The following is a 22150-nucleotide window of genomic DNA, read 5'->3' on the forward strand; positions in this document are numbered from 1 at the left end:
AAACATGAAGTTGTCGTTATATTTTATTGCAGGCATCATTATTTTATTAATTTTGACTGCAATAAGTTTGTTTATTGGTGCAGGGCATGTCAATTTACATGAACTTTTCACCAATACAAATATGCAGCAGATCTTTTTTGTCAGTCGTTTGCCAAGAACGTTAGCGTTATTGTTAGCCGGTAGTGCAATGAGTGTCGCTGGCTTAGTGATGCAGTTATTAACACAAAATCGCTTTGTGGAGCCTACCCTTGTTGGCACCACCCAATCAGCCAGTCTTGGTTTACTCATCATGATGGTATTCGCGCCCGAACAAAGTGTCATGATCAAAATGGTGGTTGCAAGTTTATTTGCGATGATGGGTACGATTCTTTTTATGACAATATCCCATAAAATTGTTCTCAAATCAGCACTAATGGTTCCACTTATTGGGATTATGCTAGGCGCGATAATCAGTGCTGTAACCACATTTTTTGCCATGTATTATGATCTATTGCAATCGCTTTATGGATGGCAATCAGGTGATTTTTCTGGGATTTTACAAGGTCGTTATGAACTATTGTGGCTAGTTTGTGGTTTGACATTGGTAGCATGCTGGAGTGCAGATCAGTTTACAGTCGTGGGGTTAGGTCGAGATTTTTCGGTTAATGTGGGACTTAATTATCGTCGAGTCATGATAATTGGACTAATTGTCATAGCATTGATTGGCGGTATTGTTGTGGTGGTGGTTGGTGTATTACCGTTTTTAGGATTAATCGTCCCCAACATTGTCAGCTTGTTATTCGGTGATAATGTGCGTAAAACCATTCCTTGGGTCTGTTTATTTGGTGGGGGATTGGTATTAATTTGCGATATTATTGGACGTTTAATTCGCTATCCATTTGAAATCCCTGTCAGTGTAATTCTTGGTATTGTCGGTGCCGTAATCTTTTTAATATTATTAAGTCGAAAAAAACATGCTAGTTAGTTCAAAACACTATCTTTCCAGTCAAAAAAGAGTTTGGCTATTATTGAGTATAGCGCTTATTTGTATCCTCTTTTTTATGACCTTTAATCTAAAAGGGAATATTAGGTATATTTTGACTCATCGTATGTGGATAGTGTTGACGATGATATTAGTTGCTTTTTCGGCTGCAACATCCACACTCCTTTTTCAAACCGTGACCCATAATCGCATATTAACGCCGTCGATAATGGGGTTTGAATCTTTATTTGTCTTAATTCAAACAATTGTCATTTTCTTTATCGATGTGCAAGGTATTCCTTACATCGGTATTATGGGCAAATTTATCGTTGAATCGCTTTTACTGATCTTATTTTCTCTATTGTTATATAAAGGTTTATTGACTAAATTTAAGCAAAATCTTCATTTAGTATTATTAATTGGGATTATTCTGGGCACACTTTTCCGCAGTTTTGCAAACTTATTACAACGGTTAATGACACCAACTGAATTTGCTGTTTTGCAAAGTCGAATTTTTGCTACGTTCACTCGGGCTGATCCCATTTTAATTATTTTTTCATTCATTATTGCAATATGTATCGGACTATTTTTATGGAGAATGCGTTTTCAATTTGATGTTTTGGCTTTAGGACGTGATAACGCTATTAATCTTGGCGTTAATTATCATCAAAGCGTGACCATTATTTTACTTTTAGTCTCGATATTAGTTGCAATTTCAACCGCATTGGTTGGGCCGTTTACCTTCTTTGGTCTACTGATAGCAAATTTAGCTTATAGCATAAGTCGCTCAAGCCAACATCGATTTTTACTTCCCACGGCCTTTTTACTTGGCGTGATTTTTCTGGTGGGTGGTCAAATGTTTTTAGAGCATGTTTTGAATATGGTTGGCGCCATTACGGTCGTCATAGAGTTTATTGGTGGTTGTTTGTTTATCTTCTTATTATTGAAAAAGGTACCGATGTGATACAAATTGATAATATTAATAAAAAATATCAAACCCTTTCGGTTTTAAAAAATGTTACCGCCACTATTCCACAAGGAGGAGTAACGGCAATCATTGGACCTAATGGCGCTGGAAAATCAACTTTACTTTCGATTATAAGTCGACTTTTGAACGCTGATGAAGGAAACGTTAAAATTCAAGACATGGATGTGTTTGAAACGCCGAGTGATAAATTAGCTACTCATCTTTCGGTATTAAGACAAGAAAATCGCTTTACCAGTAGGCTTACCGTATTTGAACTGGTCGGATTCGGGCGTTATCCTCATACAAAAGGGCGTTTAAATCCTGATGATTATCAGCATATTCATCGAGCATTGGATTTTTTAAATTTAACTGAGTTTAAAGATCGTTTTTTAGATGAGTTATCTGGCGGACAGCGACAACGAGCATATGTCGCGATGGTGCTTTGTCAAAATACTGAATATGTGTTACTTGATGAACCGTTAAATAATTTGGATATGAAGCATGCTGTGACCATGATGAAACAGTTACGACGTGCAGCGAATGAACTTGGTAAAACCATTGTTATTGTTATTCACGATATCAATTTTGCATCAGTCTATTCAGACTATATTTTAGCGATGAAAAATGGGGAACTGGTCTATCAAGGAACTCCAACACAGATTATGAATTCAGCTATTTTAGAAGATATTTTTGATACGCCGGTTAGCATTGAAACCATCCAAGGACAACATATCGCTGTATATTATTAATGTAGATTGTCGTATGTTATTTAAGCGTAAAATATTGCAAATAATAAACAAGTTAAAGTAAATTTATATTTGCTAATTCCTTCTTTCCATGCTAAAAAAAAGACACGCCATTTGCCGAGATAACAGTGATGAAGTTAGAGGAAATTGCACTTTTAGCTGGTGTGTCAAGAACGACTGCAAGCTACGTAATAAACGGAAAAGCGAAGGAATATCGTGTTAGTGACAAAACTATCGCCAAAGTTATGGCAATTGTAAAAAAGCATAATTATTATCCTAACGCAGTTGCTGCAGGACTCCGTGAAGGTAAAACGCGTTCGATAGGAATCATCATTCCAGATTTAGAAAATAGTAGTTATACACGAATTGCTAGTTATTTAGAACAATTAGTCAGGAAAGAGGGCTATCAATTATTGTTATCTTGTTCTGATGATAATCCTGAAATTGAAAAAGAATGTGTTGCACATTTAAAACGTAGAAGGGTTGATGCCATAATTCTCTCATCCTCTTTTGTTTCTGATTCTGACTATGCGTTTTATGACAATTGGCAAAATTCTAAAATTCCATTATTTGCTTTAGATAGAACGTTATCTACCAAAAAGTTTCGAAATATAGTTGGTGCGGATAAAGATGATGCCCAAACATTAGCTCAAACATTTAATCATTTTGTGCAAGGTAAAGCTGTATATATAGGTGCATTACCAAATTTATCCGTAAGCCAACATCGTCTTGAAGGTTTTAAAGCTGTAACATTAAACGATTGCGATAGTGTCGAATTTTTATATGCTAATAATTATAGCCGACAAGATGCTGATACGGCTTTTAGTCATTGGTTAAGCAATCATGAATTACCAAATGGTATTTTTGCAACTTCATTTTCACTTCTTCAAGGTACAATTGATGCCATATTAAGAAAATTTGGTCATTTACCTGAATCATTAACTATTGCAACGTTTGGCGATAATGAATTACTCGATTTTTTGCCCTGTAAAGTGATTTCACTTTCTCAGGATCATAAAGAAATAGTGGAGTTGACTATCACATTACTCCAAAATTGTTTGAATCAGCAAAGTTATCAATCAGGTACTACTATGATCCCAAGACAATTAATTTACCGTGGCAGTTTGAGCCGTCAACGTATGAGTAAATACGAAAAATAAAAAAACTCGGAAGCTTGTCACTGGCTAGGTTGTTGCATGATGTATTACTAAAAACGCTATAATATTATTGCTTGGACATGTTTAACGTTTTATGAAGGCTGAAATACATGACTTAGAAATTAATGAAAAATACCTTACACTAAAGGTAGCAAAATGATGTAACTAAATAACAAAAAATGTCTAAAATCTATTTTGCATTTATAATAAATAAATTAAGATCAAAAAATTAGATCTCGATCACATATTTGTTATTGATAGTTATAATTTATTGGATAAATAATTTTAATTTATTCATTATTGCTGAAACGATTCAATAAAAATCATTAAATGGATTTAGAGATGAGTCATTTTAGTCGACCCAATATTTTTAACCCAGAGGTATTTATTCTATGTTTCATTTAGTTAAAGAAGATATACATTTAAATGAACACGCTACTAATAAAACAGAAGCGATAAAAAAAGTAGCGGCAGCATTAACTAGTGCCGGTTTTGTCGAAGAAGGATATGTAAATGGAATGCTTGAACGTGAAGCGCAAGCTGCCACTTATCTGGGTATTGGCCTTGCTATTCCACATGGCACTACCACCACTCGTCATTTAGTTAAAAAGACGGGTGTTCAAGTTTTTTGTTTTCCTGAAGGTGTTGAATGGGGTGATGATGGTGAAAAAGCTTATGTCGCTATTGGTATCGCCGCTAGTTCTGATGAACATTTAGAGTTACTTCGTCAATTGACGCATGTTTTAGGTGCTGACGGTGTTGAAGAACGAATCAAAAACATTAAAACAGCAGATGAAGCACTTGCTATTTTAACCGGAAAAACAGAACAAGAAGACAGCCAATTTTCAATGAATGAATCATCACTTTTATTGGATATCAATGCTGATAGTTTAGCTACTTTACAAGCGTTAAATGCATCACGCTTAAAACAACAAAATGCTGTAAATACGGCTTTTATCACTCATGTGCTGGATAATAAACCAACTTATCTAGGTAGTGGGGTTTGGTTGAACGATAGCAAAGAAGGCAATCTAAAAAATGCGATTGTGATTAGTCGTACAATAAGCAACGTAAATGAAGATAATAAACCGGTAAAATTACTTATCACGATGTCAGTTGTTGATAATGCAATGTCTGAGGTTATTGATCGTATTGCACGTTTAGCATTTTATGAAAAGTTAGATTTAATGTTATCGGCAAGCACGGATAAATTAATCAATTTACTGATGACAGATGACTTGCCTTCAACTATCGATAATTCTCAAACTGAACAAGCTAACTCAGCAGCGCCATTAGCATCGGATTCAAGCCAAGCTTTAACTCGTGAATTTATCGTGCCTAACGAAAATGGTTTACATACTCGTCCATCTTCAGTATTAGTTAAATTGGTTAAAGAGTTTAATAGCAAAGTAACTGTTGCGAATCTTGATGGAAAAGGGGAGCCAGTAAGTGCTACCAGCTTAATGAAAATCGTTGCACTTGGAGCCAAAAAAGGCAGCCGATTGCAATTTACTGCGGTCGGTGATGATGCTGAGCAAGCACTTGATGCTATCGGTAAAGCAATTGAAAGCGGACTTGGTGAGGGAACAGAATAATGAATTATCGTGTTGCAACAATCACCTTAAATCCAGCTTATGATTTATTAGGATTTTGTCCAAAAGTCGAGTTGGGTGATGTAAATTTAGTTCAAACGAATGCTTTACTTGCCGCAGGCAAAGGGATTAATGTTGCTAAAGTATTGTCTGATCTAAATATAAAATTAACTGTTGGTGGTTTTTTAGGTCAAGAAAACCGAGATGGTTTTAATCTATTATTTAATTCATTAAATGTAGTCGACAAATTCCAAACTGTAGAAGGCCGTACACGTATTAATGTCAAATTGACTGAAGAAAATAGCGAAGTGACGGATCTAAACTTTTCAGGCTTTACAATTACTGAGCCTGATTGGCAACGTTTTGTGACAAGTTCTCTTGAATGGTTAAAAGATATCGATATGGTCGCGATAAGTGGCAGTTTACCTGCCGGCGTATCACTTGATAAATTTACACAATGGATGGAGCGAGTTAAACAGATCTGTCCAAAAGTGGTGTTTGACAGTAGCCGAGATGCGTTAGTCGCTGGATTGAAAGCTAAGCCATGGTTAATCAAACCAAATGATAAAGAACTTGAAATGTGGGTCGGACGTAAATTAACGACACTAGATGAAATTAAAACAGCTGCGATGGAATTAGTAAAAGGTGGCGTTGAAAATGTTGTGATTTCACTAGGAAGTAAAGGCGCTTTGTGGGTGACTCAACATGAAGCATGGTTGGCTAAACCACCAAAATGTCAAGTAGTGAGTACGGTCGGTGCTGGTGACTCAATGGTTGCTGGAATCATGTATGGATTAATAACAAATCAATCGATTAAAGATACCCTGGTATTTGCATCAAGTGTTGCTGCTTTGTCTGTTGGACAAGCGGGTGTGGGGATTTCGGATCGCCAAGCTGTAACTGATATGCTAGGCAAAATTGAAATAAATGCTGGTTAGGAGTTTGCATGAATATTTATATTGTTGAAGGTAGTAATACAGGTCCTGTAAATGGACGTTTAGCCAGAGCGGAACTCGCATTGGCTGCTAATTCGATGAATTTTAATGTAATCGATAATTCAGAGTCTGCAGATGCGATTATTGCTATCGGGACTGGTGAAATTAATGATAAATCTGTCATTGGTAAAAAAGTTTATGTGGTAGAAGATATTAATGCGTTATATGCAAACCCAAAACAAATTCTAACAGAAGCACAGAGTAAAGCGGTTGTTTTTGAACAATCAGCTCAACGTGTTTCAGCGCCTACCTCTAATACAGCTGTAAAACGTATTGTTGCAGTAACAGCGTGTCCAACTGGAGTGGCACATACTTTTATGGCTGCCGAAGCGATTGAAGAAGAAGCTAAAAAACGTGGTTGGTGGTGTAAAGTTGAAACGCGTGGATCAGTCGGAGTTGGTAACGAACTCACGCCAGAAGAAGTCGCCTCAGCAGATATTGTGATTGCTGCTTGCGATATCGATGTAGATTTAAGTAAATTTGCGGGTAAAAAATTGTATCGAACAAAAACTGGCCCAGCGCTCAAAAAGACTGCGCAAGAGTTTGATAAAGCATTCGAAGAGGCAACGGTTTATCAACCTTCATCAACTTCAGCATCGGCTAAATCAAGCAATGAGAAGAAAAGTTTTTATAAACATCTTCTAACTGGTGTTTCTTATATGTTACCAATGGTGGTTGCCGGTGGATTGATCATCGCACTTTCCTTTGCTTTTGGTCAATTCCAAGAAGTATTAAAAACAGTAACTGTTATGGAAAATGGTGTAGAAGTTGTTAAACAAACTCTTGTAAAAGAGCTAGTTGGTGAACCTCATTTAAAACAAATTGGTGATTTAGCATTCTCATTAATGGTTCCATTACTGGCTGGTTATATTGCTTATTCAATTGCGGATAGACCAGGGCTTACGCCTGGTCTTGTTGGTGGTTTACTTGCTGTTTCAACTGGAGCTGGATTTTTAGGTGGTATTATTATTGGCTATTTTGCGGGTTATGTCGTATTAGCGGTCACTAGATATTTACCATTACCAAAAAGTGTGGAAGCCTTAAAACCGATTCTAATTGTGCCACTATTGGCAACATTAGCGACAGGGATTGTCATGCAATTTGTCGTTGGTACACCAATCGCATGGTTAATGAAAGTTATTACTGTATGGTTAAGCACAATGAATGGTGCTAATGCAGTTATTTTAGGTGCATTACTAGGTGGTATGATGTGTACTGATATGGGGGGACCAATTAATAAAGTTGCTTATGCATTTGGTATGGGTATGATTTCCTCCCAAGTTTATGCACCTATGGCTGCAGTTATGGCGGGTGGAATGGTACCTCCATTAGCGATGGGATTAGCTACGCTAATCGCCCGTAAAAAATTTGCTAAAGCAGAGCAAGAAAGCGGTAAGGTTTCGTTAGTTTTGGGCTTTTGCTTTATCTCTGAAGGGGCAATTCCTTTCGCTGCGCGTGATCCGTTACGTGTTATTCCATGTTGTATTCTAGGTGGCGCAATCACTGGTGGTATGGCATTAGCATTTGGTTCAACATTAATGACGCCACACGGTGGATTATTTGTTCTAGCAATTCCAGGTGTCGTTAAACCTGTGGGTGGTTATCTGTTATCCATTGTTGTTGGATCGGTTATTGCAGGGCTTGCTTATGCAGCTATTAAAGCGCCAGAAAAAGAAGCTGTAGCGACGACAGCTTAATAAGCATAGATTAAAACGCCATCTAATGATGGCGTTTTTCTTATATTCACTTATTTTTTTACCCAGCGTTGTAAATCTTTCGGAACGAAATCGTCCATTTGTTTCAGCACAAATTCGGCGTTATCACTAACAATTAATGTGTTATAAAAATTTTCCCGAATAAACCCTTCTTGCACAGCATGCTTTAAAAAACTCAACATAGATTGCCAAAAGTTTGCAATATCAAATAATGCCACCGGTTTTTCATGATAACCAATTTGCATACCAGTCCAAACCTCAAAAATCTCTTCTAATGTGCCGGTACCGCCTGGCATAGCGATAAAACCGTCAGCCAGTTCTGCAAGCCTTGCTTTACGTTGATGCATATTGTCGACCACCTCTAATCGGGTAATGCCATGGTGAGCAGTTTCGGCTTTAACTAAACGTTCAGGGATGATGCCGATGACTTCACCGCCATGAGCTAAAACAGCATTAGCAATCATTCCCATAAGCCCTTTATTACCTCCGCCATAAATTAATCGCCGATTTTGTTTTGCTATAATTTTACCGAGTTGCTCGGCAGCTGTTCGATATTCCAAACGATTGCCTTCACTGGCACCACAAAATACACAAATATTTTTTTTCATAAATCATACTCTAGCTATTCTTACCGTAGCCCTTTATTTTAGCATAGGCGATGTATTATTTGTTTACTCACTGAGCAGTTAGTTTTATTTCGTGTTTTAACGATTGACATAATCGTTATAGATCGTTAATATTCTGACCGTCGAGTGTTCCTCCATAGTTCAGTCGGTAGAACGGCGGACTGTTAATCCGTATGTCACTGGTTCAAGTCCAGTTGGAGGAGCCAACTTTCCACTTCATCTCATATCTATACGTCTCTATTTGATTATAAATCAATATTTTATATTTTTTTAGTATACCGCTTATCCATATACATTTATCAATTTTTCTATCAATTTACTATTTTTTCGGGTTTAAATGCGGGTTAGCAAAAATGCTCATTTTTTTCAAATAAAAAGTAAAGCGATACTTTGAGGATCTCTTTCGAGAGCTGCATGATAAGCAGTTGCTTCAGCAACAAAAAACTTTGGGCTGAAGCTTTGGCAACCTGTTCGGCATCAAAACCAGCTGGCAGATAATAGCATTAACTTCATAAATTTTTCTATTTCTGCAAAATTTTGTAATTATTTCACCATTAACTATGGTTTCATAAATTTACGTTCGACAAGCTCACCGTCTTTATAGGTTTCTGTGTACAAAAGTTTGCCTTTTTTGCGAGTGGATAAGATGGGTTCATACAGTTCATTATATTGTTGTTCTAATTGATGACATTTCCAAATACCAACAGGCAGGCCATTTTTATATTCCGATTCGAGATAAATATAACCGATACCTAGAGGCGCATATTTACTGCCTGTTATCTCTATCCATACCCCCTCGCGAGTATGGTTTTGAACTAAACCTTCCTCTGTAACATTAAGATCTGTATTTTGAAAAGAACCATTAGTATCATAATAGCGGATGAATTTGCCTTGGGGGGTCAGTTGATATGTTCTTTTTTCATAAGCAGCACTGTCTGTCTCATCACTACCAAGATCCCTAATAATTATTTTCCCATTATCATAATAGAAAAATCGATAGCTTCTACCCAGATCATTTCCATATTCGTAAGTGGCTACTAATCTATCCACAATTTGATCAGAGCTGATAGAGATAATGGATTGAAAAATAAGGTGTCTTCCATACTCGCAATGGTTGCATTCTAACTCAAGGTTCTCAGTGGTGAGTAGAAACAGATCAAACTGAGAAAAGCCGACTATTTTTTCCACATGAACTGTAATCTTCTGGTTTAAAATATCGTTGATATTAAATGGGATATCATAGGAATCCTGAACAATCTGCTTTAAATTTTTTTGGGTTAAAGTAATCTTATAGGATTGTTCTGATTGGGACTGCTTATATAAATTTCTGGCCAATTCATCAAAAGCTTTTTCACTCCCAGAACGTTCATTTTCTGTTTCTGCATCTTGCCAATGTGTGGCAAAAGGATATAAAACATGTTTATCACCAATTGGCGGGCTGGCAAGTGGAGCTTGCATAATTTGGGTAATAAGATCGTCTTTTTTATTTTTATTAATCGGTTGGCTATTCGCCATTTGATTACAACCTATCATAAATAGGATGGTGAAACATACTATTATCAATCTCATTGCCAATATTCCTTGTTTATTTTTTACAATGTTTCCCTCCATACTTAACGCCCGTATAAAATAACGGGTGCAGTATATGAGTGCGGTTTTCAGAATTTATGGAGAGTATATACCTGATTTCAGATAATAGTGAATTTATTTCTTCTTTATTTTAGGTGGATTTTTAATTGATAACTTACTATGAATATTAACAATTTTTGCCAGAATATTTTTTTATTATCACGCATATTATGCACGGCAATCCATAGTAAAAAAATCCTGAATAATTATATATCATTTAGTCGCAATAAATTGGTATATCATTATTCAGGATTTTTATGTTGATTTTCTATAAAACTATTTAAAACTAATTCTTTTTTAAAACTATTATTTTCTATTGCGTAATACGCCATATTTGAAGTAATCTTCCATTCCTACAATATCCTCAGTATTGTAATCAGCAGGTATAGGACAGTCCAATATTTTGGTTTCAATTGATAAAGGTTTTAATTTTATTTCCTTAGTGACTTCATAAATTTTTTCAATCTCAAAAAAATCATTTTCTTTATCAAATGTCCCCAAACAAATTCCATTTTTATTATTTTCTAATCGAACATCAATAGAATATACATATTTATTAGCAACGGGGAGCACATCTCTTAAAATGTCATTTTTATCATATAAAAGAATATAATTATCTTTAAGATTACCTTTAATACATATCGGTCGAACATAATAAAACTCTGCATCAAGACCAAAAGTATCTGGTAGGTAGTAGTCTTCATTATTAAGATTAAAAAGCATGTCTAACTCTTTTGATTTAAAATAATCATTATTTCGATCATATTGTGCTTCATAGACGAATTTTGTATCTATATATTGATTTTCGTAGGCATTACAACTGAATGGTAAAAAAATTGCTAAAAATAAACTAATCAAATAGTTTTTAATTTTTATGGTAGTGCGGTTTATTTTCATTTTCATCATCTCCATCTTTGGTATTATAGGAATTTAGTCTAATTTTTGCCGATATATTTTTTATTACCACGCATTTTATGCACTGCAATCCATAGTATAAAAATCTAGAATGGATAAATACCATTTATTATCTAATTGGGTTAGATATAATATAAAAATATTTTTTTCATGATTCGGTATTATACCTGGAAAGTTTTCTATATAGACAACTTTAACTGTTTTAGGGGCTATTTTATCGGCAATGGATTGATATTCCTCCCAAACAGGGTTTTTTTCAAATTGATAGTGTTTTAGTTCCCAATGATAATAACCAAGCGCTATTTTTAAAGCCTCAATATTTTTTTCTTTTGAATTGGCATACAGACCTAGTTTAGTGACTTTTTCACTACATGGATCAAATGTAGGATATTGTTCATATTGTATTTTAGGATTGCCAGATATTGAAAACCCTAGCAATTCATCGTCTACCCAAGACGGTATTGTATTTTCAATTATTTTATTATTCGATTTAAATTGTTCAATTCTTCTCATTGTTGGGCTGGTACTTCCATTATATACAATGAAAAGACCTATATCTTTATTAATATATTGGTTAATTCCTTTAAAATTCTTTTTATTAAAAAGGTCAATAAGTTGATAAACCGTAGCATCAAAATGTGGGATTGTTTGAGTCACTGCTGATTGATTTTCTATTTTTTGACTACATGCTATGTTAGCCAAAGACAATAAAATCAGTAATAATATTCTCATTTTAAAATTGTTTCCTTTTACTATTAAATCAACCTGTTAAGACTATTTAGAACTCATTTTTCCGCTTTATCAAATACTCAGTGATTATTTTTGAAATGGTATAAATAATAATAAGCATCTGGTTTAAACTCAAAATTATCATCAAAATAAATTTCTTTAATGTCTTTTTTATAAGTTACGATATATCAAAATTATCTAATCTTCTTTCGAGTAACTGTTTCTTTAATTCATTACTTAATAATTGTGGTTCATTAACCTCTTTATAAAAAGCAAAAATATATCAAACCCCAAAAAGCAATATGAAGTAAAAATTGCTTCATAGGGTTTTCTCTTTTGTATTTTTATGTTTTAAAAAAAATAATATCAGTAAAACTGAAATATAAAGAATTAAAGGAATCTTATAAATCATATCAATGATATTTTGTCCTATCATTTCATTTTCATCAGAAAACAAAACATAATAACTATTGTGACTTAAATAATTAATATAATTATAATTTTCAGAAAGAGGATTCAATTTTAGCGCCAAAAAGACAGTAGGATCATCGTTGCAAATAAGAATTTGGGTAAAACCTTTAATTAATAGTAATAGTATTATTAAGATCTTTAATAATTTCATATTGTCATCCATTTATAATCTTATTGAACTGATTGAATTTCGACTTTAATTCGGGGATGTGCTTCATAGATATTACTTTTTCCCTATTCTTTTCTTCCAATAATATAATGATATTCAATATCTACCCAATTATTTTTTACAATATATCTTTCTTCTCCTTGATTAACTTTTGTACTTAGCTTATTTGCTTAATATTGTTTGTGATAATAGCGTAGCAATAGACGAAAATAACTTATTCCAAAATTGATTTGAATTTTAATGATTTCAGCCTTTTCTTCACCCACAAAAATGACCATAAACATGAAAGTAGGTTTCCGATTGCCATAGAGATAAAAATGCCATTCATTCCCATTTTTTGAACATAGACTAAATATAGTCCTATAGAAAAAATAATGATCATTCTAATATAAAGGATAATTACCGCAGGTAGGGGTTTTCCTGTCGCTTGAAAGAATGATGCGATTATCCACGTTATTGCCATAAAACAAAAGGTAAATGATACGATTAGCACTTGTTTTCTGGCAAGATCAATCACTTCTGGTATTGAAGTAAATATTGAAAATAACCAAGGAGAAAGTAATACATAAAATGCTGCAATGATGCTACATAATATCATTATTGTCCTTAAGCTTAGATTTAAAGCTTCTTTAATCCGATCAAGTTGATTACGTCCATAATTTTGCGAAATAAAGACCGTCATTGCACCAGCAATAGCAATCATCGGAATAACTAAAATCTGATCAATTCTCCCAACCAATATCCATGCATTCATTGCATTTTCATCAAAGGTATTGGTGATCATTTTGTTATATGCAACGATAATGATATAAGTTGAGGCTGTCATTAAAAACTGAGGCAATCCAATCCGTATGATTTCTCTGGCAATTTTTCCGTTAAAGTGAGCAAAGTTAAATGTTAACGGAATTCTTGATTTTCCCTTGTGTATAAAGCGGATTAAATAGATAAAAGCCATAAATAACGATATTGTTGTGGCTAAACCTGCACCAGCCACTCCCATATCGAGTACAAATATCAATATCGGATCAAGTACGATATTGAGCGTTACCATAATCATAAATGATATTGCAGTAACATATGTCAGGCCTTCGCCAATAAGAATACCGCCATAAACCTGTAATAATATTATGAACAGTAAACCTGGGGCTAATGAATATAAAAACTGTAGACTATAAACTGTTGCTTCTAGGCTTAATTTATCACCTGATAATAAATTAATAATTTGTGGGCCAAAAGCATAACACATAATCATAAATGGCACGGTTAGCAGTAAAGCTATGACAACACCTGTAACACCCAGATTTTGATAATGATTAAATCGTTTTTCACCGATCAATCGCCCCGTTGTGGTACTGAGTCCAACGGCTAAACCTGAAGCGATAGCTTCAAAGACAAAAAATAGTGGAAATAAAAGACCGGTTCCCACCAACGGGGCTGAAGAAGTAGGATTGATCAATGAAATAAAATAGGTATTGATTATTAAGTAAGCATAATTTAATAAGTGACTAATGAGAATGGGAATCCCTATTTTTATAATTATTGGCATGATTGGACCTTCAAACATGCCTTTTTGCAATTTTTCTTGAAAATTTGACATAGATTTCTCTTTAAGTTTATTTTTTAAATAGTGATGTTATTTTTCTCTAGCGCAAAAAGCGTCTAATCGACATGTTATCGAGAGCAAAATATCCATTATATTTTTCACTTTATAGCACCTGCCCGAACAGCACCTATCCCAACCTAAAACGTTTTGTTAGACAGTTCATGGCGGTAAAACCTTCTTGCCTTTTGGTGGAATGAATCGCAATAAGGATATTTTATTTATGACGAAAAAATTAACTGTCTGTTATCGATGGAATGATATAATCCGCCATGAGTTCCCACCTGTCGATTATCATCTTGTCGACTTTCGATACGATTGCCACTACCAGATCCTTTTCGGGAACACAATAGAGATAAGTTCCGCCTATGCCTGCCGCGAGAAAAGTGTTAATACCCTTATCTTCTCTAAGCCACCACATATAGCCACAATCTTCCGTATGCTGTTTTAGCGATTCAGTTATCCAGTTTTCTGAAATGATCGGCTTGTCATTGCATTGGCCTTTATTCAAATACAAATATCCCAAACGAAGCATATCACGCAGAGTTAAACACAGTCCCCAGCCTCCGGTATTGATATTTTGAGGATCTTTTATCCAACCGGTAATATTTTCACCATAGACCTCTTCTTTAGAAAAGGATTTCATCTGCTGGTCAACGATCTCTTTCACCCCTAAATGGCTGAATAATGATTTAGTAGCAAATTCTCGGGTTGATAGTCCCGTACTCCGCGTAATAATCGCTGAAAGAAGGTGGGCATTAGACATATTGAATTGAAACTCCCCAAGCTGGCCTTTTTGTCCCAACATTTCAAGCATAAACATCGTCCAATTCTTTTGCCTTCTCAACCTATCTAATGGCTCACTCTTTTTCCAAGAATAGGGTGCAGTCATGGTAAGTAAGTGTTTGATTGTCAGATGTCGCTTTAACATATCACTGGCTTTGGATTCCGCTTCTGGAAAGAAATCCAGTATTGGTTGATCGACGCTTTTTATATATCCTTTATCAATGGCTATTCCCACTAAAGCGGAAGTAACGCTTTGTGTTACTGAAGTGAGATGATGAGTATTTTCAGCATGGTAACCTTTGAAATATTTTTCAAACACAATGCCGCCTTTTCGCAAAATCGCGATTCCTTTAATAATACCTAGTTGAAAATTCAAGGCGACATCCAGCTCTCTCAATTTATCTGGATTCATATCCACCGATTCTGCATCAATGGTTTCTAATTCTTTTATATTAGCCATAATCAAGTATCCACTTTTCAAGTCGTAGGAGTTAAATATTTTCCGATTAGTGATTTTGGATTTTTCACCAAGTCTTTAGGGGTTCCTTCGGCAATGATTTCACCGCCTTTTAATCCTCCTTCAGGGCCAAGCTCCACGATCCAATCACACGATTCAAGAACTTCATGATTATGCTCAATAACAATCACAGAGTTTCCGCTTTTGATTAATTCATCCAACAGTTTTATCAGCTGAGCTGCATCATAAAGGCTTAAACCGGTAGTAGGTTCATCCATGATATACAAGATATGACCTTTTCGTTGCTGTCCTAATTCCTTCGCGAGTTTTAGTCTTTGGGTTTCCCCTCCGCTCATTGTTGAAGTGGGTTGCCCAAGCTTTATATATCCCATACCAATCCGTTCCATTATCTGTAACGGACGAACGATGACATCATTATCACTAAATAGGGCTATCGCTTCCGAAATCTGCATATCAAGAATTTCTGAAATATTTTTCCCTTTATACGTGACAGTTAAAGCTTCGTTGTTATATCTTTTACCTTTACATTTTTCGCATGTTGCGTACATCTTTAAACTACCTTCAGGAAAAATAGCTTTACGTCCACTACCATGACACTCTCGGCAAGCGCCCTCGGAATTGAAGGAAAAGTGTCCTGCCGTTAAATTTAACCGTTTTGCTTCGGGTTGTTCTGCAAATAATCTGCGTATCTTGTCCCATATTTTGGTAAAAGTGACAGGATTCGAATTTATATTTCTTCCTATTGGTGCCTGCGATACTTCAGCAAAGCCAGAAATATTTTCTGCACCATCAAGCCTTTCTGCTATTGTTTCGATTAATAGTGATTCATCTTCAAAATCTACTTCGTTTTCTTCTCCATTGGTATTGTTCTTATTGGCGTCTAAGCGAAAATAACTTTTTAACAGGGGCGTTAGCGTGCTCGATATCAAGGAGCTTTTACCACTTCCGGAAACGCCCGAAACCCCAATAAGAACACCTAATGGAAATGCGACTGAAATATCTTTTAAATTGTTGGTTTTGGCGTGTCGAATAACTAAACGGGGAATATCAGAATCATCGATATTTTGTTTTAACATCCTTACCGGCATTTTTGCCTTGCCGGAAAGATATTGTCCTGTCAATGATTTATCGCATTTTAACAGACCCGCATAATCACCTTCATAAATAACTTCTCCGCCTTCAATCCCCGCTTTTGGGCCAATATCAATGATATGTTCAGCTATTTCTATCGTACTTCTGTCATGTTCCACGACAATAACCGTGTTGCCCAAATCTTTAAGCGCTTTTATGGATTGTAAAAGTTCAATTTTTTCTGATTCATGTAGACCCACTGTGGGTTCATCAAGAATATAGATAAGTGACTCCAGTTTCGATTCCAAATGCGAATTAAGGAAGAGTCGTTGTATTTCCCCACCACTTAGTGAGGACATTTCTCTATAAAGTGACAAATGACCTAAACGAGAAGCAATTAATGAGTTTGTTTTACCTAAAATATCTTTAAAAAGATTTTTCCCAAATTGCGTTATTTCGTTTAGTTCCAATGCCGATTCAAAAAACGTTTTAGCCTCGTCTAAAGTCATTTTACCGACTTGACCAATATGTTTATGATTAATTAATATGTTGCGAGCTTCTTCACCAATGCGATATCCGTGACATTCTGAGCAAAGTGTTATTTCATACAGACCATTTAAATATTCGCCTCTTTTGTGTTTAGCTTGCAAAATTCTTGATAAGCAGAAGCTTTGATTTGCACTGTTATTGCTGACATAATGCCCGTTTACCACGTCTTCTTTTATTTCATCCGGTATTTCTAAATAAGGCTGATCCATATAGCCTTTGAAATTCCTTTCCAAGACGCGAAGTATACCCGGAGTTACCCCGATAAAATTAAATAACTCTCGAACGGTGGGATTTTTATTTGCAATAAGCTTTTCCATATTAACGTGATAATATGCGCCTCTGCCAGCGCATTTCATACACATTCCGTTAGGGTTATTATAGGAAAAATAGCCTAATTCAAGGCGCTCTTCCTCATGTCCACACTTAGCGCAGATCTTATCTTGTCCAATAGTTTCGTTGCACTCTGAACATTTAACCTGCCCTTCACTTGAATACAGTAGGGCGAGAAGGTTAAATATGTTTGTTTTTGAACCGACTGTTGATCTTGGGTTATTCTGACGTACAACGCTTTGCTTAACAGCAATTGTCGGGCCGATACCCTCTATGCTTGCAAATTTTCTCTCATTATCAAGTCCCGGAAATATTCCTAATGATTGAAGATACCCTTTACGTCCTTCTTCAAACACAATATCAAACATCAGACTAGACTTTCCTGATCCACTTATACCGGTAGCAACGGTTAATTTGTTTTTGGGAATAGTAATATCAACATCTTTAAGATTGTGAATCCGAGCTCCTGTTATTTTTATACTTTTCATCTAATCACACCTTGTCTTTTTAATTAAGAAATTTTAACTAATTTATTTATCGTTAAGATCAAACTATTGATGAAATATAGAGCATTATTTTTTATTAGTGAAATGAAATATCTATATTTTTTAAAATTTATTGACAAAATTGCAATTTTGTGCATTGGTTGTATTTTACCGACATTTGGTTAACTATATTGTTTATTTAAAAAACAGTTCAAATTTTTTTAAGAGGCCTTAATGAGGTTTTTTGTGATAATTGTTTAATTAACTAATATTAGATAGTCAGACTAGTTTAATAAGTCTATAATTTCGTCACAAATTACATTATTAAGTTGATAAGTTATGAAATTGAACATTAGGATTGTTGCTTTAATTGCAACATTTAGCTTCCCCTGTTTTGCAAATGAACATACCACTCATTGGGGATATGATGGGCAAGAAAAGCCTGAAAACTGGGGAAAGCTTTCACCGGAATATTCAACTTGTGAAAATGGCAAGAATCAATCGCCAATCAATATTGAACATGCGTTTAAAACAAATCATCCTGAGCTTAGTCTTATTTTCAATTCTGCTAAGCAAGAAATGATTAATAATGGTCATACTATACAAATCAATGTATCGGGTGAAAATAGTTTAACGTTGGATGATGAAGTTTTTACATTGCAGCAATTCCATTTTCATACGCCTAGCGAAAATGAAATTAACGGTAAGCATTATCCGATGGAGGCGCATTTTGTTTATAAAAATCAAAATGGCGATTTAGCGGTAATGGCCTTAATGTTCAATGAAGGTAAAACTAATCTAGAATTAGAAAAAGCATGGCATCAAATGCCAACAGCGGTGAATAAAAGCCTGATATTAGATAATGCCATTAATATAAAAGCGTTATTACCCAATGTATTGGACTACTACCGCTTTAGTGGTTCACTGACTACGCCGCCTTGTACAGAAGGGGTAAGGTGGATTGTGTTAGAACATGAAAGTTATGCATCAAAAGCACAAATCGAAAAATTTCATTCAATTATGCAGCATGATAATAACCGACCAATTCAACCGTTAAATGGACGAATCATTGTTGATTAATTAGTTTGGCTCTGGAATCATCTTTCCAAGAGCCATTAATTATCAATAAGAAAATCTTCTAGTCTTACATTTTATAGCTTAAAGATACTTGTAAAAGTAAAGACCTTGATACCATTTGAGTATAAATCCATACTAAGCCTTCCCCATAATATTCAGCATTTTAAAGCATTGTGAATAAGTGCTTTATATATCTATTTCATTATGGTAGGCAACGCTATTTAACCCAATGTTTTAGCTATAAACCAGTTGGTTATTTTGATTATGTTAGTTCACTGTTTGGGTGAATAATCAGCACCAAAATAATGAATACTAATTTCTGATAATTTTCCATTATTGATGATCTTTTGGATGCCTTGATTGATATCTTTGGTTAATTGTTCACCTTTCTTTCCTTTGCTGATCAATAAGTAACTATAGGGAGAAGCAATACGTTCAGCATCTTCGTTGCTTAAATCGATACTTTTGAGTTTCAAGTTATGTTCGCTGATATATTGCGACAACATGACTTTATCAATTAACTGAAAATCATATTGTCCTGTTTCAACATGCTGTAACACTGGCAGTAAGTCTGCTTCACTGTAAATGATGTTGACGGGGTTATCGGGATGTTGTTCATTGTATAACTCTAAGGCTGTAGCATAATTAAGCCCCGGTGAAACTTCAGTCGATTTGCCTTTTAAATCACTAAAACGGTTAATATTGTCATTATTTTCAGCTACTGCTATCACATATTGGTTCATGAAAATTGGCGAAGAATAAAAATATTTTTCTTTGCGTTTTTCATTCATCGCATAATTATTGGCTCCGACTTGATAACGTTGAGAGTCAAGTCCTGCTAAAACCGAAGGAAACTCGGTAACTTCAAAGTTGATTTCATATTGTGGTAATTGGGCAAATACCGCTTTGACCACCTCAATATCGTAGCCAATTAATTCTCCTTTATCATTTACCGTCGTAAAAGGGCTAGGTGCGCCAGAGGTAGCAATAGTAATTTTTTCCTTTTGGGTTGTTGGTGAGTGTTCTTTTGCGTTATCACAGCCAGATAATAAAACAGTTAAAGTTAGTACGCTTAAAGCTGAAATAAAATAATTTGTGGGGATATTCATAATGCTACTCTCCTTTTTTTACGGAATAAAGCTAAAAACAGTTTTAGATAAAACCCATATTTTTCATTTCTGTTCGATGATCGACCTGATAACGAGCCATTCCCGTTTTCATTAAATCGAATCCCAAATTTTTATAAAATTCGATGGTTTGGGGATGAGTATAAAGAATGATATTGCAGTGTTTGACCTGTTCTACCAGTTTTTCCACAATTAACCGTCCAAATTGCTGACCATGTAAATGGTTTGCCAGCGCAATGTTATAAATGGCTGCCTGACAAATACCATCTGATAATGTGCGCCCCACACCCACTACTCGTTTTTTTTCCAATAAAAAAACGACGGCATAACTCTGTTTAAAGACTTGTTCTTGAGTTTTGGCATCAAGCGAACTGAGTCCATAAAAGGCAAGCAAGTCAGCGACATCTTGCCAGTTAATATTTTGACAATGTTGTTGTAAAAAAATACTCATTACGACCTCTTTTATTCATTAGATTTCATACTCCATTTGCATGGTATTGTAATAGCGCGTTAAAAAATCACGGGTTCTTTGCTGAGTTGGATTGGTAAAAACTTGTTTTGCTGTACCGTCTTCTATTATTTGCCCTTTATCCAAGAAAAAGACTCGGGTTGCGATTTCGTGTACAAAACTCATTTCGTGAGAGACAAGGAGCATCGTTATACCTGACTTTGCTGCTAATTTTATCGTAGCTAACACTTCTCCGACTAATTCAGGATCTAAGGCGGAAGTGGGTTCATCAAGTAATAATACTTTAGGATCCATGGCTAACGCTCTGGCAATGGCTACTCGTTGCTGTTGTCCTCCCGATAGCTGTTTGGGGTAATGATAGATTCTTTCACCTAGTCCAACTTCAACTAATTTGTCATAAGCTATTTGTTGTGCTTTATCTTTGGGATATTTTTTTACAACAACTAATCCTTCCATTACATTTTCAAATGCATTTTTTTGTTGGAATAAATTAAATTGTTGAAATACCATTGCAGTTTGTTGGCGAAATCTGACTAATTGCGATCGCTTTACACGGCTGACATCCAACTCAATATCGTCAATAGTAATTTTACCGAATTGTGGTCTTTCTAATAAATTTAAGCATCGTAGCAATGTTGATTTGCCTGCTCCTGACGCACCGATAATTGCCACAATATCATGAGGTTTAATATGAAAATTAAGATTATTAAGTATTGAATTATCTTGAAAAGATAAAGTTAAATTTTGCACATTTATCATAATAGCTTCCCTCGGCGATAACTTGGTGTATTCACCGTGTCAGATATCGTAAGGCGCTTTTCCAAATATCTAACGATTAATTCAATAATAATGGTTAATGCCCAGTAGATGAGTGCCAATGAAATATAGACTTCAAAATAGCGATAACTATGTCCAGCTAAGGTTTTACCTCTGCCCGTCATTTCAGTTACAGAACAAACGAAGGCGAGGGAGGTTCCCTTAAGTAAGCCTATTAGTGCGTTACCAAGGTTGGGTAAGGCGACAATAAAGGCTTCCGGAATAATGATTCGACGTAATAACTGGCTATAGGTCATACCAAGGGACTGCGCTGCTTCAATTTGTCCTTTATTTACCGATTGCAAGGCGGCACGTATTGTTTCTGAATTATATGCCGCTTCATTAAAAGAAAACGCAATCAAAACAAACAGCATTGGCGGAACACTGTTAACATTAAAATCGGTATGATAATAATAATTGATATAGCGTAATATAATAGGAATACCATAGAAGCTTAAATAGAGTTGCACTAGCAATGGCGTGCCTCTAATAAATGAAACAAATATCATCGCTATCTGGGAAAGAACAGGTATCTTGTTCATTTTAATAATAGCGATGATAAGTCCTAACATTACTCCCAGTAACATTGAAAAAAGAGTAATAAACAATGTGACCGGCAAATAAGCAAGTAATGTCGGAATTTGGCTGAAAATTAATCCAATATCTACTATATTTGGCATTCGTATTATC

General features: G+C 35.1%; 20 protein-coding genes and 1 tRNA gene. 9 read left to right on the forward strand and 12 right to left on the reverse strand.

All coding sequences use genetic code 11. The features are described from left to right. Nucleotides 1-4 precede the first annotated feature (4 nt). From ACGH6R_RS09595 to fruA, 7 genes are all read left to right on the forward strand, one after another. Complete coding sequence (locus tag ACGH6R_RS09595; protein ID WP_411599603.1) at nt 5-964, forward strand: ABC transporter permease; 960 nt, start codon at nt 5-7, stop codon at nt 962-964. Continuing rightward, on the forward strand, nt 954-1925 hold the full coding sequence (locus ACGH6R_RS09600; protein WP_411599605.1) for an iron chelate uptake ABC transporter family permease subunit: 972 nt from the start codon (nt 954-956) through the stop codon (nt 1923-1925). Before ACGH6R_RS09595 ends, ACGH6R_RS09600 begins: the two co-directional genes overlap by 11 nt. Further along, nucleotides 1922-2677, forward strand: a complete 756-nt coding sequence (locus tag ACGH6R_RS09605) for an ABC transporter ATP-binding protein (RefSeq protein ID WP_411599607.1) — start codon at nt 1922-1924, stop codon at nt 2675-2677. Before ACGH6R_RS09600 ends, ACGH6R_RS09605 begins: the two co-directional genes overlap by 4 nt. A gap of 128 nt (nt 2678-2805) precedes the next feature. After that, complete coding sequence (gene cra, locus ACGH6R_RS09610; protein WP_411599609.1) at nt 2806-3834, forward strand: catabolite repressor/activator; 1029 nt, start codon at nt 2806-2808, stop codon at nt 3832-3834. A gap of 389 nt (nt 3835-4223) precedes the next feature. Beyond that, a complete protein-coding gene (gene fruB, locus ACGH6R_RS09615) occupies nt 4224-5426 on the forward strand; it encodes a fused PTS fructose transporter subunit IIA/HPr protein (protein WP_411599611.1) in 1203 nt (400 codons plus the stop codon). Next, nucleotides 5426-6361 (forward strand): 1-phosphofructokinase, encoded by a 936-nt coding sequence (gene fruK / locus ACGH6R_RS09620; protein ID WP_411599612.1) that lies wholly within the window; start codon nt 5426-5428, stop codon nt 6359-6361. The genes fruB and fruK overlap by 1 nt, the downstream gene beginning before the upstream one ends. A gap of 8 nt (nt 6362-6369) precedes the next feature. Further along, a complete protein-coding gene (gene fruA, locus ACGH6R_RS09625; RefSeq protein ID WP_411599614.1) occupies nt 6370-8115 on the forward strand; it encodes a PTS fructose transporter subunit IIBC in 1746 nt (581 codons plus the stop codon). Between the two features lie 50 nt (nt 8116-8165). On the opposite strand, the gene ACGH6R_RS09630 is transcribed toward fruA, so the two are convergent. Continuing rightward, nucleotides 8166-8741: a TIGR00730 family Rossman fold protein gene (locus tag ACGH6R_RS09630; protein WP_411599616.1), complete on the reverse strand. Its 576-nt coding sequence runs from the start codon at nt 8739-8741 to the stop codon at nt 8166-8168. A gap of 148 nt (nt 8742-8889) precedes the next feature. Between ACGH6R_RS09630 and ACGH6R_RS09635 the strand changes: the two genes are divergently transcribed. Continuing rightward, nucleotides 8890-8965: transfer RNA gene (locus ACGH6R_RS09635), tRNA-Asn, on the forward strand. A 352-nt stretch (nt 8966-9317) separates the two neighbouring features. Here the strand turns inward: ACGH6R_RS09635 and ACGH6R_RS09640 are convergent. The 7 genes from ACGH6R_RS09640 to ACGH6R_RS09670 form a co-directional block, all read right to left on the reverse strand. Beyond that, entirely contained in the window at nt 9318-10370 is a 1053-nt protein-coding gene (locus ACGH6R_RS09640) for a hypothetical protein (RefSeq protein ID WP_411599618.1), read from the reverse strand. A gap of 324 nt (nt 10371-10694) precedes the next feature. Further along, the gene (locus tag ACGH6R_RS09645; protein ID WP_267351973.1) at nt 10695-11285 is read right to left on the reverse strand and encodes a hypothetical protein; all 591 of its coding nucleotides are present in this window, start codon (nt 11283-11285) and stop codon (nt 10695-10697) included. Nucleotides 11286-11360: 75 nt separating this feature from the next. Further along, nucleotides 11361-12035: a hypothetical protein gene (locus tag ACGH6R_RS09650; protein ID WP_411599619.1), complete on the reverse strand. Its 675-nt coding sequence runs from the start codon at nt 12033-12035 to the stop codon at nt 11361-11363. A gap of 316 nt (nt 12036-12351) precedes the next feature. Next, nucleotides 12352-12654, reverse strand: coding sequence for a hypothetical protein (locus ACGH6R_RS09655; protein WP_267374250.1), 303 nt, complete (start codon nt 12652-12654; stop codon nt 12352-12354). Between the two features lie 232 nt (nt 12655-12886). After that, complete coding sequence (locus ACGH6R_RS09660) at nt 12887-14269, reverse strand: MATE family efflux transporter (protein WP_411599620.1); 1383 nt, start codon at nt 14267-14269, stop codon at nt 12887-12889. Between the two features lie 238 nt (nt 14270-14507). Beyond that, nucleotides 14508-15395: a serine hydrolase domain-containing protein gene (locus ACGH6R_RS09665; RefSeq protein ID WP_411599622.1), complete on the reverse strand. Its 888-nt coding sequence runs from the start codon at nt 15393-15395 to the stop codon at nt 14508-14510. Between the two features lie 140 nt (nt 15396-15535). Further along, complete coding sequence (locus tag ACGH6R_RS09670; RefSeq protein ID WP_411599624.1) at nt 15536-17974, reverse strand: excinuclease ABC subunit UvrA; 2439 nt, start codon at nt 17972-17974, stop codon at nt 15536-15538. Between the two features lie 336 nt (nt 17975-18310). Between ACGH6R_RS09670 and ACGH6R_RS09675 the strand changes: the two genes are divergently transcribed. Further along, entirely contained in the window at nt 18311-19051 is a 741-nt protein-coding gene (locus tag ACGH6R_RS09675) for a carbonic anhydrase (protein ID WP_411599625.1), read from the forward strand. Nucleotides 19052-19320: 269 nt separating this feature from the next. Here ACGH6R_RS09675 and ACGH6R_RS09680 read toward each other — a convergent pair whose 3' ends face one another. The 4 genes from ACGH6R_RS09680 to ACGH6R_RS09695 are packed head-to-tail and all read right to left on the reverse strand — an operon-like array spanning nt 19321 to nt 22140. Further along, a complete protein-coding gene (locus tag ACGH6R_RS09680; protein ID WP_411599627.1) occupies nt 19321-20157 on the reverse strand; it encodes a transporter substrate-binding domain-containing protein in 837 nt (278 codons plus the stop codon). A gap of 43 nt (nt 20158-20200) precedes the next feature. Then, nucleotides 20201-20626 carry a GNAT family N-acetyltransferase gene (locus ACGH6R_RS09685; protein WP_411599629.1) on the reverse strand — a complete coding sequence of 142 codons (426 nt, stop codon included), beginning with the start codon at nt 20624-20626 and terminating at the stop codon, nt 20201-20203. A gap of 18 nt (nt 20627-20644) precedes the next feature. Further along, nucleotides 20645-21403: an amino acid ABC transporter ATP-binding protein gene (locus tag ACGH6R_RS09690; RefSeq protein WP_411599631.1), complete on the reverse strand. Its 759-nt coding sequence runs from the start codon at nt 21401-21403 to the stop codon at nt 20645-20647. Then, a complete protein-coding gene (locus tag ACGH6R_RS09695; protein ID WP_267351956.1) occupies nt 21400-22140 on the reverse strand; it encodes an amino acid ABC transporter permease in 741 nt (246 codons plus the stop codon). The genes ACGH6R_RS09690 and ACGH6R_RS09695 overlap by 4 nt, the downstream gene beginning before the upstream one ends. Between the last annotated feature and the right edge of the window lie 10 nt (nt 22141-22150).

The sequence above is a fragment of the Gilliamella sp. CG13 genome (genome assembly GCF_046635805.1).
Lineage (GTDB): Bacteria > Pseudomonadota > Gammaproteobacteria > Enterobacterales > Orbaceae > Gilliamella > Gilliamella apicola_I.